The sequence below is a fragment of the Chryseobacterium sp. MEBOG06 genome (genome assembly GCF_021869765.1).
In the GTDB taxonomy this organism is placed as follows: domain Bacteria; phylum Bacteroidota; class Bacteroidia; order Flavobacteriales; family Weeksellaceae; genus Chryseobacterium.
In genome coordinates this window covers 2,621,259-2,634,450 of the sequence record NZ_CP084580.1, presented here as the reverse complement: position 1 = coordinate 2,634,450, position 13,192 = coordinate 2,621,259, and the positions used below count along the sequence as shown (strand labels likewise).

The following is a 13,192-nucleotide window of genomic DNA, read 5'->3' as shown; positions in this document are numbered from 1 at the left end:
TCTATTAAAATATAGGTTTCTCATAATCTCCTGAGTTCATGCTGAAATGAACTTTGCCATATTCTATCATGTTTTCAGTGCTGTTTTCTTCATAATAAGAACTTCTTAGCTCTTCACGAAGTTCCGGGGTCATCTCTTCAAGCTTAATATAATGGCCATTTTCTTTTATATAAGTCTGATTATCGGTATGCATCGCTTCCACATTAGAACAGCGGACTACATATCCCATTCTTATCGGGATTTGATTAACGCCCAAAACTGAAGGTCTGATTTCATGAGTATACAGCCTATTAGTAGAAAGGGGAATAAAAAACGCAGAATTTGGATATAAGGTAACGGTAAACTCTTTTTCCAATGAATCGTCTTCAACTGTTTTTTTCAACCTGAAATGAAGTCTTGTTAAAGCACTTGTCTGTTTATAACACCAGTCGAACCTGTCAGTAGCTGAAGGTTTTAATTGTTCTGTATTTGAACGGTCATAGAACGTACAAAACGCAATAAGCCCTTCTTTAGGCATATCTTTCGTTTTGTCGGAATGGGCTTTTATTTTGGCTTTTACTTCCTTATCAGAATCAGTTACTTTTTTTTATTTTCATAAATCTGTACAAGAGCATGGTTCATGTCTGTGCTGTACTCAAAAGTATCCTGTACACATTCATTCAGAAGGTTGATAATATTTGTATCAATTTCACGGAAATTATCGGTAGGTCCTGTTAAATTGCTTGAACATCGTAAAAGGTTGTAGTGAAAAGCTTCTTTTCCTTCCCCGGTAATTTCTTTGGTAACTTTACTCAGGTAGATTCCTTTTCTGAAAGCCTTAACTTCTTTGTTAGACTCTGTTAATTCCTGAAAGTCGTGTTGAGATTTAATGGTATCGAAACTATAGTCATCACCAAACAGTTTTCTGTAATAAACTCCGGCATTGCTGATAATAATGGGAACTTCTCCCAAGCTTACTGTTTTTAAAAAGTTTCCAGGATAATTATCATCATTCACCGAAAGTTCTTTTATAACGGATAAATACAGAGTGTTTTCTTCAAGGCTCTTAAGGTCTCCGCAAACATAGATTTTTTTACTGCTTACATCAGTAGTTATATCAGAAAGTCTATTGACAACCGATCCGCAAAAATGATCCATTAAATATTGAAGCTCCGGATTGATATCATTATCCTGCTGTAGAACAACAAGAATATTTTTGTCTCGAGTAATTTTATTTTCAGATGGTAGAGTAGTCATTGTTTTTTTTAATAAGCTATTATAAGGTATTAGTTGAATACATTTTTAGTTTTGTTACAAAAACTTATGAAATAGAATTTAGATTCTTAAACTCTTTATCCCCAGCTCCTGAACTTGTTATCTATAATTTTTGTGATTTCAAGAACTTTTTTCTTCGCACTTTCATTATCCACCCTGTATTCAGTAGGTATCTTGTCGTAATTCATAATTTCATCGTAAGACAGAAATCCTTTTAAATGATATAATACTCTAAAGATAATATGGTCCATACGCCAGCAAATAGAAGGTTCCATATTTTGTAATTCCTCATTTTCTGTTATTCTGCTTTCACCACCAATCCAGATACTTCCATCAAATTTGAACGCAATATTCTTATAATCTGATTCAGATTTATCATATTCAGGATGATTAAAGAGTATTTTCCATCTTGGAATTCCTGAGAAACGCATGCTGCAAAATATAGGCTGGAATAGTTTCTTACTTGTATCTACATCAGAAATATTTTTTGGAAGTTCGGTGTAAAAATGATCAAAAACTTCAATAAGATGGCCCAGATTCGGTTTAATAAATTCAATATAACGGGCAATAACAAATCCATTTTCATTCGATTGACTGATTGAGGGAATATAGAACAGATCTCCCGGTTTGGGCTTTATTAATGATTTCATTATAAAAATATTTTAATATTGATACCTATAAAAAACGGAGCCTGAAAACAGACTCCGCCTATAAAAATTTTTACGCTAAAATTATTTACCTAGGTAAGATTTCAGGATCTTGCTTCTGGTATTGTGTTTTAGTCTCTTAATTGCTTTTTCTTTGATCTGACGAACTCTCTCTCTTGTTAGATCGAAAGTCTCACCAATTTCCTCTAAAGTCATTGGGTGTTTTCCGTTCAGTCCGAAGTATAATCTTACCAAATCCGCTTCTCTTGGAGTCAGCGTATTCAATGCTCTTTCAATCTCAATTTGTAGAGATTCAAGCATCAGATCTTTATCTGGACTTGGAGATTCTCCTGAACGTAATACATCATAAAGATTAGAATCTTCACCTTCTACAAGAGGTGCATCCATAGACAGGTGTCTACCGGAGTTTTTCATAGATTCTTTAATATCTTCCTCGCTCATGTCAAGAACTTCAGCCAATTCTTCCGGAGAAGGTGGTCTTTCATTTTCCTGCTCAAGGTGAGCGTATGCTTTATTGATTTTGTTGATGGAACCAATTTTGTTCAACGGAAGCCTTACAATTCTTGACTGCTCAGCCAATGCCTGTAAAATTGATTGACGGATCCACCATACTGCATAAGAGATAAATTTGAAACCTCTAGTTTCATCGTACCTTTTTGCCGCTTTCATCAATCCTAAATTACCTTCATTGATCAAATCGGGTAAAGAAAGACCTTGATTTTGGTATTGTTTAGATACAGAAACTACGAAACGAAGGTTGGCTTTGATTAATTTCTCCAGTGCAGCTCTGTCGCCAGCACGTATTCTTTGTGCCAATTCTACTTCTTCGTCCGCAGTAATCAGTTCCACTTTACCAATTTCCTGCAAATACTTGTCTAATGAAGCAGTTTCCCTGTTGGTAACCTGCTTAGTGATTTTTAATTGTCTCATTTATTTTATCCTCAAAAAAGAGTTACTATATAATATACGTTTGAAGAGGTGAAAAGGTTACACACTATGCAATCTTTTTTGTAAAATATATAAGATAAAGGGTATTAATAATTTCCGAATACACATCAATTAATTGATAATTAAAACATTATGGTTAATTCTTTTTTTTGAAATTAAAACAGATATTAATTTCAAAAAATAGGGACATTTGGTATTTTAAACAAAATTTTACCCTCTGTAATTTTAAAATTTTGAGCAAAAAAAAACGAAACCGAAGTCCCGTTTTATAATTTCTATGTTGAAATAACTTTTAACTTTCAATTAAAAAAGTTCATTCAATACTTTTGCCAGTCTCAGACCTCCGTATAGAAGCTGTCTTTCCATTGTATCATTAAACTTATATTGGTAGTCGTAAGATAATTTTGAATCGTTAGGAGTCTGTGCATAGATCTTGTTTGCGATTTTGTGAGAATCGTATAACCAGTCTTCTACTGTTCCCGATTGAATTTGCTTTACCTCTTCTTTAGATTTAATATCTAAAAGTTTAGAATACTCAGTATAGCTGTATTTTTGAGAATCAACTAATTTTCCATCCCAAACTGAGTGTAAGTTGGTTTTCTCGCCAAAGTAAGTTACATTGATTTTGTTTCCTCCCAAATCGTCAGCTCTTCCCACGTGTAAAGGCTGTGCAAGGTCTCCCATAATGTGAATAAGGAAGATCAAAGCAATTTTTCTGTCTTTTTCAGAAGTGTTTTTGTCTTTGATCTGGCTGGATAGGGTATTAACCTGTGTGTAAAGACTTGGTCCTGCCTGTGCTTTTAATTTCTCTTCAAAAGCTTTAAAGTCAGTCTGTGGATCAATGTTTACATAGTGCCATGATGAAGCCTGTTTCCATGTTCCTGTAGTATCAGATTTAATGAAGTCTGGCCAGTTAGCCCAATAAGCAAGGCGTTCCCTGCCCATTATTTTTTTGATCTCTCTTCTTGCCTTTCCGGAAAGGTGGTTCTGTGCAATATCTGCAATTACTCTATGTCCGGTAAGTCCCCATGCATAAGAATAAAGCGAAGAGGAAATGAATGCTAAAATCAGAATTTTAGAATAAATACTTTTCATTTTAAATAACAATTTTCAGTCTGCAAAGATACGTCCCACTTTCGGAATGTGCGTTAATTATCTTGATTTTATTCTATAATATGATGTTAATAAAAATTAATCTAAATAAGATAGGGAATTGTTACTAGGTTTGGGAAGAATTTTACGAGTGTATATAGTAAAGGACGGTAAATGCAAAATAATGACTCAAAAAGCTTGAAAATTTCAATTTAGAACGTTGAACATTCCTGCTCATTACCGTATTTTCACGGAATTTAATTGATTTTTTTCCGGGTAATATTAATAAATTAGTACTTTTAGGATAAATTATTAATGAAATATTTTTTCAAACTTGCGAGATATATTATCTTTACAAGTCATAATCACAGGAAACACTATGTATGAGAATAATATTGTAGATATGCATTACAATAAGCTGCAGACAGATTATAAGGCTGAAGCAGTGGCGGTTAACCTTTTAAAATATCATCGGGCAGTAAGCAATATATTCATTGAGCGTGTCGGAGTAAACGACCGTGCTTACCTGAAGGATATTAAAAGTATTTCAAGCAGTTATCTGGGATTTGATGAAGAAGTATTTACGCTGGAAACTTACAGGGAGGGTATTTATGATTATCTTCCGGAAGGGCTGTTTCATCCACCTTCACTTGGAGCTTCCAGAAAAAATGTGGATACTGTAGTAAGGGAAATCCGGAAGCAGAAAAGGGTAGAAGAAGATGCACGGAAGTTTTTCCGTCCTTTTGAGCTGGAAGTCTTTTTTACGGAGATCAGCGCATTGCTTAAAGAGTCGGAATATGACATTACAAGCAATACAGATTCACTGCTGGAAACGGTAAGTGAACTTTTGCCGCTGATCAAGATGCTGGATAAGCATAATGCCTATATTTTCATGCATATTCTGCCGTTTTTTCATCAGATCAGAGGAGATAAAAAATGGTTTGAGAGATGTATGACCGCCTTTCTTCAGGTACCGGTGGAGGTTAGTTTTTCGCCCAATATTATTGATGGGATAGAGAAAAATGATGATTCTATGCTGTTGGGAAACTCACGATTAGGGGTCACCTATATTCCAAGTGGCAGGCATATGGACGGGCAGCGGAACTGGGTAGTCAATATAGGCCCCATTCCTTATGAGGAAATGAAAAGATACATCCCGGGAAGTCCGTTCAGAAAAGTTCTTCAGACGCTGTACGACTATTTTCTTCCGGTAACAGTGGATGTGGAAGAGAATTTTGTTACAGAAAAGGAGGAATATTCTTTCAGTCTTGAAGATGATGAAAGAAATGCCAGCCGCCTTGGATACTCTACGTTCCTCTAATTTATTTTATTATATTTACAATTACCAACAAAGTATAAATTCGAAAAGAAACAAATGGAAATCTCTTCAGTAAAAGGTATTTTTTTAAGGTATATCCTAATGCCTTTAATCGCAATTATTATGATGGTTATACTGGGTGTAATCAGGAGAAATAAACCTGCGATAAAAATTAAAGTAATTATTGTATACGTCCTTCTATGCAGTTTATGCCTGGCTATTCCCGGAGTTTTTGGATTTGCCGGAAATCTGTTTAATCCGTACTGGTATCTTATAGCACAGGTTATCTACCTTATTTTCGGGATTATTCATGTTAACTTACTACACCGGTATTTCAAAAAACATATTGAATCTCTGGCCATGAGTATTCTGTTTGAATCTATATTGTCACTTACATGTATTGCTCTGGGCGGATTTCTTTTTACCCTGATCTTTAACTGGATGAGCAGAGGAACAGGATATGCGGTAATGGCTGCAACAAGTATGCTGATTTTTGTGGTTCCAATGGTATTTTATTACTGTTATATCCAGTTTATCAGTATTCCTTTTGATATCTATAAAACCTGGAGATATTCTCCTGATCAGAAACTTCCTGATTTTGAGGGAGCAGATTTTGACAGATTAATGGTTTTGAATGTAGAGTTGAGCAAAAAATTAGAAGATACCAACCGATTCAGAATTAAAGCAAAAACACTTCCGACCGGAGTTAATTTTGGAGACTGGTTCTACAGAGTAGTAGATGATTACAATCACAAAAATCCCGGTTCTGTTATTCATCTTTCAGACGATAGTAATGAGCCGTATTACTGGATATTTTACACTAAAAAATCGTTTTTTAGTTTTAGAAAATATATAGATTTCGACCAGGATATTACTACAAACAACATTTCTGAAAATGAAGTGGTGATCTGTAAGAGAGTCATTCAGCATGAAGAGGAGGGAGTCGCAAGAAAATCATAACCACAAAAATTTAAAAAGTATTTAACATGATACAGCCTATTAAACATTTTGCAATCAATTGGGTAGATGGGATGAAGGTTTCCCAGAGACACCTTAATGATCAGGATAACTTCTTAATTGACACTATAAGAGACTCCAATTCCATTGGAATCACTAACTATAATTATGGGCTTCTGCCTATCTCTAATGAATTTACGGACCGTACTATTTTTGATGTTCACAACACGGCCACCAATGATGTGCAGCTTGTGATAAAGCGTTGCAGCGCTGTTACCATGGCGGGTTATCGAATTGAGCTGACAGACAGAAGGGTCAGTGTAAAATCGCTGGCAAAATCCATGAATGAAGAGCAGGCAGACGGAGAATACTATATCCTGATTTCTGTAAATCCTTTTGACAAAGTACCTTTTGGGGATATTGATCCGGAAGAAATTCCACCACGCCATCCAAGCGCACAGCCAAACCACCATATTGAATTACTTCCCGTAACTTCGCTGAACAGCAGCTATTCCGGAGGGAATTATCTGATTATAGGAAAAGTTGATTTAAAAGGGAATATTGCTCAGGTAGATTCCAATTTTATTCCGCCTTGTACATCTGTTCAGAGTCATCCGGCTTTGGTAGACTATTACAGCAGCTTTGCAAAGTCTATCGGGAACCTTCAGCAGTACGCTTTTAAAATCATTCAGAAAACATCTCATAAAAATCAAAATACTGCCTTGGCACAAAACGTAAAGTTTCTGTGCAGCACCATGGTGAATACCTTTGGTGATATGTATTTTCAGTTTAGAAATATTACCCCTTGGCAGCCTCCTGTATTTTTGATTGAATCTTTTGCAAGACTGGCGCTTCACCTATATAACGCAACGCAGCTTCTTGTTCCTGCTGAACTGGAAGAAATGCTCAACTACAGTTTAGAGTGGAGTGAGATTGCTCCTCATACGTTACTGAACCAGCTTTCTATTGTAGCAGAAACCAATTATGATCATCATAATTGTGGTGAGCCTTTGCTTTATACTCAACAGATGCTGAGAAGTTTGGAAACTATTTTTTCTAAGCTGAGCGAGCTCGACTATATTGGTCAGAGAAAAGAGAATATCATTGTTAATGAGCAGGAAGTTTCTACCAACACAAACCCCAAAAGAGGTTGGAGTGTTTTAGATTAAAATAACTTATTTAATATAATTCCCGGATGAAAATTCGGGAATTTTTTTATTACCAGCGAAAAAAAATAAAGTAAATTTACGTTTTACAGACTTATAATAAATGGATTTAAATGCAATAAGAAAGGACACACCAGGATGTTCAGATAAAATATTTTTAAATAGTGCCGGTTCATCATTAATGTCTATGATTGTGGTGGATACTGTTGTGAACTACTTATATGAGGAACAGCAGTTCGGAGGCTATGAAACAATTAATAGAAATTCTGCCCTAATCAATGAGTTTTATAAAGAAGCTGCAAAATTGATTAATACCCAACCAGATAATATAGCCTTTGTAGCAAGCTCTACAGATGGCTATGCAAAGGCCTTATCCAGTATTTCTTTTAAAAAAGGTGACTGTATCATTACGACCAATGATGATTATGTATCCAATCAGATTGCTTTTATTTCCTTGCAGAAGAGATACCATATTGATATCGTGAGAGTGGCTAATCTCCCGGATCATGAACTGGATCTGGAAGATTTTGAAAGGCTGATTAAAAAACATCAGCCTAAATTAGTTGCAGTCACTCATATTCCCACCAATTCCGGGCTCATTCAAAACGTAGAGGGGGTAGGAAAGCTTTGTAAACAATACGATATCCTTTACCTTGTAGATGCCTGCCAGTCAGTAGGCCAGTGTGTTGTGGATATAGAGAAAATTGGCTGTGATTTTTTAACCGCTACAGGGCGGAAATTTATGAGAGGCCCCAGAGGAACAGGTCTTTTATATGTTTCGGATAGGGTCTTACATACTGAAATGGCTCCCTTATTTTTAGATAATGAAGGAGCAAAATGGACCGCTTTTGAGGAGTATCAGCTGAGCAGGACGGCAAAAAGATTTGAACACTTCGAAAGATCCAGTGCTTCACTGCTTGGTCTAAAAGAAGCTTTAAAATATGCCAACACTCTGGGAATGAATAATATTGAAAGATATAACCGGGAGTTATCAGGAAAACTGAGAGTAAATCTTCAGAATATGGGTTTCAGGGTATTGGACAAAGGGAATAATCTAAGCAGTATTATTACTTTTTGCCAGCAGGATGGCAATACTGAAACCATTCAGAAAGTACTGCGTGAAAACAATGTATTCTTTACCGTAAGCAATAAAAATAACGCGTTAATTGATTTTACATTTAAGAATGTGGATCATGCCATCCGGTTATCTCCTCATTATTTCAACACCTTAGAAGAAATAGAAAGAGTATCCCAACTTTTGGCGCAATAAATAACAAAGCCCTGGTAGATTAGATACCAGGGCTTTTATTATGTAAATTTTGTCTCTATTTTTTATCCAGAAGTTTCTGTGTATGTTCTACGTGGCCGCCTCCTTTCCATTCGTCATGTCCCGGAATAATAAGGGTTGCCTGTGAATATTTGGATTTCAGTTTTGCCATAGTCTGTGGCCATGCAGCAACATTGGCTTCTCCGGTATATCCCAGATCTGTTGCCGTTCTGCTTTTTACAAGACATCCGCCATCCAGGATGTTATATTTTGGGAACCATACCACTACATTATCTGCTGTGTGTCCTTCCCCCAGAAAATCAACAATAAATTCTTCTCCACCTATACGGTACGTTTTTCCTGTTTTTATAATTTCTGTAGAAGTAGCTTTTCCTTCTTTCTTCAGCAGCTCATTGGTCTTTGCCGTTGCATAGGTTTTAATTCCTTTATTGTTATAAAAGCTTAGATCTCCGGCTCTGTCAGAATGGGAATGCGTAGCAAATACAGCAATGACAGGTAGATTGTGGCGTTTTTTAATAGTATCCATCAGACTTTGATACTGTGTTTTCTGCCATGGAACATCAAATAATACAACGCCTTTTTTGGTAATAAGATACACTGCATTGGTGGAATATTCCTTGCCTCCGAAAACACCAAATGTTTTATAAATATAAAAATTGGGTTTGATCTGCGGTTCAATGACAAAGTCTCTTACCTGAGCGCTGGCAAAAGTACTTAGCAGCATCGAAATAATAAAAAACGGAATGCTTTTTTTCATAATTTTTTTAAGATAGTAATTAAAATTCTAGTGTTGGTTAAAAAGAATATTCTAAACAGAAGATTTTACAAACCTACTTAAAAATAAATTTTCAGGTATTTCAGGAAGGGAAGTTTAACCGTTTTTTAACAGTTATACATGTAGAGACACCATCTCTTTAATAGTAAACCTCACAGGTTTAGAATCTGTGAGGTTTATTTGTAATGGTTAAAACTACTTCTTAACCAATATTTTTTCAGTTGCTTTCTTACTTAAAATTTCTGTCTTACCATCGATTTCTATAGCCATCGATTTATCAAAGTTCTCAACCTTAAGGACTTTTACTTTCGTGTTAAGGAGAAGCTTTCTATCGTTCAGATAATTTAAAAAGGCATCATCAGAAAGAGTTACTGAAGCGAAGACTACATCTTCACCAGGTTCACAGCTGCTCAGTTTCTGAAGGTCCTGGGAAATAATATTTCCGTCTTTATCAGGAATAGGTTCGCCGTGTGGATCAAATTTAGGATAGTCCAAAATTTCATCCATTTTGTCGAAAAAAACCTGAGAATGTACATGCTCCAGCTGTTCTGCAATTTCATGGACATTTTCCCAGCCAAAATTCATTTTCTTAACCAGAAACATTTCGGTTAATCGGTGTTTACGGACTACCAATGCAGCTTCCCTTCTCCCATTTTCTGTAACGATTAAGGGTTTGTAGGTTTCATAGATGACCCACTTTTTGTCTGCAAACTTCTTCATCATATTATTAACACTCGGCATTTTTACATTCAAAAATTTGCTGAGTTCGTTAATCGTAACCTTTCCTTCATTGTCAACTAAGTGAAACAAAGCTTTCAGGTAATTTTCTTCTGTTAGGGTTGTTCTCAAAATGTTAGATGATTTTCACTACAAATCTAACAAAATAAAATTGAAATTTTGCTCTTGTTATTTTAACTTTTTTTAATTTTACAGTATGAAATTTTCATTCAAAAACGACTATTCAGAGGGCTGTCACCCGAATATTCTACAAGCACTTACAAAGACTAATTTTGAACAGCAGGCCGGATATGGAGAGGATAAATATTCTTTGCAGGCAAAAACACTGATCAAAGAGAAAATTAAAAAGCCTGATTCTGAAGTTTATCTGGTCTCGGGAGGAACACAGGCAAATCTGATTGTGATATCTGCAATTTTAAGACCTTACCAATGTGTAATATCTGCAGCACCAGGGCATATTTTAAATAATGAAACTGGGGCCATTGAAGCCACCGGACATAAGGTATTAAGTATAGAAACTGAAGATGGAAAGCTAAGACCGGAACATATCCTTCCTGTTTTGGAGGGCCATAGCAATGTTCCGCATCAGGTAATGCCAAAAATGGTGTATATCTCCAATTCTACAGAACTGGGTACCATCTACCTGGCAGAAGAGCTTGAAGATCTGTCTGATTTTTGCAAACAGCATCAATTGTATCTGTTTATGGACGGGGCGAGATTGGGACACGGGCTGACGGCAGAAACAAGCGATCTTACTATTGAAAAAGTGGCTGAACTCACAGATATATTCTACCTGGGAGGTACTAAAAACGGAGCTTTAATAGGAGAGGCTATTGTGATTAACAATCCATGTCTTCAGGAATATTTTGCCTTTAATATCAAACAGAAAGGAGCTTTACTTGCCAAAGGAAGGCTTCTGGGGATTCAATTCCTTGAGCTGATGAAAGACGATCTGTATTTTGATCTGGCAAAACACGCCAACCAGCAGGCTATGAAAATGAAAAAGGCAATGCAGGGAAAAGGTGTGAAGTTTCTTTCAGATACTTATACTAACCAGATTTTCCCAATTTTAAGCAATGGTCTTATCCAAATTTTATCAGAATATTTTGATTTTTTTGTCTGGAAAAAGATTGATGAAAACTTTTCAGCAATTCGTCTTATTACTTCCTGGAGTACGGGCGATGAAGCGGTAACCCGTTTTATTGAAGTCATTGAAAGAGAATTGTAATTATTCTAAATATACCACATCTTTATCCAAATTCTATGGAACCTGTTTTCCCGACGATTTATTCAACACTTTGCTCTACTGCGTTATCATCACTGATTACGGAAAAGTATGGACTGGAAAATGTTCAGTGCCATTTTTTAGTTCGTGGAGTAGGTGATACCTACCGTGTGGAGTGTTCAGAAGCCTGTTTTATACTTAGGGTTTATCGTTCTTCCCACCGGAGCTTATCACAGATAGAGGAAGAAGTAGGCTTGCTGCTGGCATTGAAAGAAGCACAGGTGTCTGTATCTTATCCCATTGCTGATGCTTACGGGCAGACTATTCTGAAGATCAATGCTCCGGAAGGGGAAAGGCATGCTGTATTATTCTCTTACGCTCCAGGGCAGTCATCCGGGCAATTGAATACAAAACAGCTTCGTGCATTAGGAAATGAAATGGCCCGTTTTCATAATGTATCATCATCTATCCAATTAGGAAATACAAGATGGAATTTTGATCTGGAAACCACTTTATTTCAACCATTGAAAAAGCTGGAGTTTGTTTTTTCGGAAAATCAGGAAGATTATTTTTGGCTGCAGAAGAAGATTGATCAGCTAAAAGATAAATTCTCACAGATTGATACTTCTTCATTTTCAAAAGGATATTGTCATTTTGACTTTTTGCCTAAAAATTTTCATTTTGAAAATGATTCAGTTACACTTTTCGATTTTGATTTTATGGGGTATGGCTGGCTGGTGAATGATATAATGACCTTTTGGCAGCATCTGGCCTTACATGCATTTGTGGGTAAGATGACGCCTGAAGAAGTACAGGATGCTTACCACACTTTTTTAGGCGGCTATCGGGAACACCGCTTTATCAGTGATCAGGAACTTGCTGTGGTCCCTTACCTGACTTTCGGATTTTGGCTTTTTTATATGAATTTTCATACCACACATGATCAGTTTTACGCATTTAGCCAAACTTCACAGCTTAAAGCATACATTGGGATTCTAAAGAATGTAGCAGAGAAATATTGGGACAAGGAAGATAAACTATAAAAATATAACAGCTGTTCCCCCTATGAGGAACAGCTGTTATACTATACTTTAATATCCGAAGAATATTATTTCAAAGCTTTGGCTACAACTTTACAGTCTGCCGTATTCATCTTCTGTCCGTCTTTGTAACTGATTTTTTTCTCGTCAGCATATTTAGACAATCCATCTTCCTCTTTATGGTCACCAATTCCTTCTGTTAAACTATTATTCTGTTGAAGGAAGTAGATATCTCTTTTGCTCTTCTTGCCTTCAGAGGTAAACTCATAAGTCAGTTTCAGGGTATCTCCGGATTTGAAACCCGTCACATCACCTTTAGAGCTGTCTTTTTCGCTGTTTTTATAAGCTAGTTTCCCGATAATAGTTCCTAAATTATCATCGATAGAAGCAAAAACACTGTCTTTTCCTGTTGCCCCTATATAACAATATGATTTGGGTCCCAGCGTGTCTACCACAGGTTCTGCCACTGCAATAGTGTCTTTTTCAATTTTCGGAGCCGTAGTTTCAGTTTTTTTGTTGCAATTGATCATCAATACTGAAATAGCACCCAGTAAAATTAATTTCTTCATATCCTTAGTTATTTAAAATCAAATTTTGAAGTGCTAAATTAGCAATACTATTTATATATTAAAGAATATTCCGGATAAATAAAAGTAATTTCCTGAAGTTTAAAAAGAGCAGTACAACGAATTGGGCACGAAAAATGATTGATAATACTTTATT

14 protein-coding genes are annotated in these 13,192 nt (G+C 35.9%); 6 read left to right on the top strand and 8 right to left on the bottom strand.

What is annotated here, in order from left to right; genetic code table 11:
- Positions 1-4 precede the first annotated feature (4 nt).
- From LF887_RS12080 to LF887_RS12060, 5 genes are all read right to left on the bottom strand, one after another.
- Positions 5-517: a hypothetical protein gene (locus LF887_RS12080; RefSeq protein WP_236859450.1), complete on the bottom strand. Its 513-nt coding sequence runs from the start codon at positions 515-517 to the stop codon at positions 5-7.
- Between the two features lie 59 nt (positions 518-576).
- On the bottom strand, positions 577-1,236 hold the full coding sequence (locus LF887_RS12075; protein WP_236859449.1) for a hypothetical protein: 660 nt from the start codon (positions 1,234-1,236) through the stop codon (positions 577-579).
- A gap of 95 nt (positions 1,237-1,331) precedes the next feature.
- Entirely contained in the window at positions 1,332-1,904 is a 573-nt protein-coding gene (locus tag LF887_RS12070; protein WP_236859448.1) for an Imm26 family immunity protein, read from the bottom strand.
- Between the two features lie 81 nt (positions 1,905-1,985).
- Positions 1,986-2,852: an RNA polymerase sigma factor RpoD/SigA gene (locus LF887_RS12065; RefSeq protein WP_002979276.1), complete on the bottom strand. Its 867-nt coding sequence runs from the start codon at positions 2,850-2,852 to the stop codon at positions 1,986-1,988.
- A gap of 321 nt (positions 2,853-3,173) precedes the next feature.
- Positions 3,174-3,965, bottom strand: a complete 792-nt coding sequence (locus LF887_RS12060) for a S1/P1 nuclease (RefSeq protein WP_236859447.1) — start codon at positions 3,963-3,965, stop codon at positions 3,174-3,176.
- A gap of 376 nt (positions 3,966-4,341) precedes the next feature.
- Here LF887_RS12060 and LF887_RS12055 point away from each other — a divergent pair, with 376 nt between their 5' ends.
- From LF887_RS12055 to LF887_RS12040, 4 genes are all read left to right on the top strand, one after another.
- Positions 4,342-5,283: a type VI secretion system baseplate subunit TssG gene (locus LF887_RS12055; protein ID WP_236859446.1), complete on the top strand. Its 942-nt coding sequence runs from the start codon at positions 4,342-4,344 to the stop codon at positions 5,281-5,283.
- Between the two features lie 54 nt (positions 5,284-5,337).
- On the top strand, positions 5,338-6,240 hold the full coding sequence (locus LF887_RS12050; protein WP_262912529.1) for a TssN family type VI secretion system protein: 903 nt from the start codon (positions 5,338-5,340) through the stop codon (positions 6,238-6,240).
- Positions 6,241-6,266: 26 nt separating this feature from the next.
- Positions 6,267-7,406, top strand: a complete 1,140-nt coding sequence (locus LF887_RS12045) for a hypothetical protein (protein ID WP_236859444.1) — start codon at positions 6,267-6,269, stop codon at positions 7,404-7,406.
- A 100-nt stretch (positions 7,407-7,506) separates the two neighbouring features.
- Positions 7,507-8,673 (top strand): aminotransferase class V-fold PLP-dependent enzyme, encoded by a 1,167-nt coding sequence (locus LF887_RS12040; protein ID WP_236859443.1) that lies wholly within the window; start codon positions 7,507-7,509, stop codon positions 8,671-8,673.
- 55 nt (positions 8,674-8,728) lie between these two features.
- Here the strand turns inward: LF887_RS12040 and blaIND are convergent, their stop codons facing one another.
- Positions 8,729-9,448 carry an IND family subclass B1 metallo-beta-lactamase gene (gene blaIND / locus LF887_RS12035; protein WP_236859442.1) on the bottom strand — a complete coding sequence of 240 codons (720 nt, stop codon included), beginning with the start codon at positions 9,446-9,448 and terminating at the stop codon, positions 8,729-8,731.
- Positions 9,449-9,661: 213 nt separating this feature from the next.
- Positions 9,662-10,315 carry a metal-dependent transcriptional regulator gene (locus LF887_RS12030; RefSeq protein WP_236859441.1) on the bottom strand — a complete coding sequence of 218 codons (654 nt, stop codon included), beginning with the start codon at positions 10,313-10,315 and terminating at the stop codon, positions 9,662-9,664.
- An 85-nt stretch (positions 10,316-10,400) separates the two neighbouring features.
- Between LF887_RS12030 and LF887_RS12025 the strand changes: the two genes are divergently transcribed.
- Together LF887_RS12025 and LF887_RS12020 are read left to right on the top strand one after the other, a co-directional pair.
- The gene (locus LF887_RS12025) at positions 10,401-11,432 is read left to right on the top strand and encodes a threonine aldolase family protein (protein ID WP_236859438.1); all 1,032 of its coding nucleotides are present in this window, start codon (positions 10,401-10,403) and stop codon (positions 11,430-11,432) included.
- 35 nt (positions 11,433-11,467) lie between these two features.
- Positions 11,468-12,472, top strand: a complete 1,005-nt coding sequence (locus LF887_RS12020) for a phosphotransferase enzyme family protein (RefSeq protein WP_236859434.1) — start codon at positions 11,468-11,470, stop codon at positions 12,470-12,472.
- Between the two features lie 65 nt (positions 12,473-12,537).
- On the opposite strand, the gene LF887_RS12015 is transcribed toward LF887_RS12020, so the two are convergent.
- Complete coding sequence (locus LF887_RS12015) at positions 12,538-13,038, bottom strand: hypothetical protein (RefSeq protein ID WP_236859430.1); 501 nt, start codon at positions 13,036-13,038, stop codon at positions 12,538-12,540.
- Between the last annotated feature and the right edge of the window lie 154 nt (positions 13,039-13,192).

Bases quoted from the DNA above. Each gene is read 5' to 3' on its own strand.
- LF887_RS12080 (WP_236859450.1), bottom strand. From the start codon at position 517: ATGCCTAAAGAAGGGCTTATTGCGTTTTGTACGTTCTATGACCGTTCA.
- LF887_RS12075 (WP_236859449.1), bottom strand. From the start codon at position 1,236: ATGACTACTCTACCATCTGAAAATAAAATTACTCGAGACAAAAATATT.
- LF887_RS12070 (WP_236859448.1), bottom strand. From the start codon at position 1,904: ATGAAATCATTAATAAAGCCCAAACCGGGAGATCTGTTCTATATTCCC.
- LF887_RS12065 (WP_002979276.1), bottom strand. From the start codon at position 2,852: ATGAGACAATTAAAAATCACTAAGCAGGTTACCAACAGGGAAACTGCT.
- LF887_RS12060 (WP_236859447.1), bottom strand. From the start codon at position 3,965: ATGAAAAGTATTTATTCTAAAATTCTGATTTTAGCATTCATTTCCTCT.
- LF887_RS12055 (WP_236859446.1), top strand. From the start codon at position 4,342: ATGTATGAGAATAATATTGTAGATATGCATTACAATAAGCTGCAGACA.
- LF887_RS12050 (WP_262912529.1), top strand. From the start codon at position 5,338: ATGGAAATCTCTTCAGTAAAAGGTATTTTTTTAAGGTATATCCTAATG.
- LF887_RS12045 (WP_236859444.1), top strand. From the start codon at position 6,267: ATGATACAGCCTATTAAACATTTTGCAATCAATTGGGTAGATGGGATG.
- LF887_RS12040 (WP_236859443.1), top strand. From the start codon at position 7,507: ATGGATTTAAATGCAATAAGAAAGGACACACCAGGATGTTCAGATAAA.
- blaIND (WP_236859442.1), bottom strand. From the start codon at position 9,448: ATGAAAAAAAGCATTCCGTTTTTTATTATTTCGATGCTGCTAAGTACT.
- LF887_RS12025 (WP_236859438.1), top strand. From the start codon at position 10,401: ATGAAATTTTCATTCAAAAACGACTATTCAGAGGGCTGTCACCCGAAT.
- LF887_RS12020 (WP_236859434.1), top strand. From the start codon at position 11,468: ATGGAACCTGTTTTCCCGACGATTTATTCAACACTTTGCTCTACTGCG.
- LF887_RS12015 (WP_236859430.1), bottom strand. From the start codon at position 13,038: ATGAAGAAATTAATTTTACTGGGTGCTATTTCAGTATTGATGATCAAT.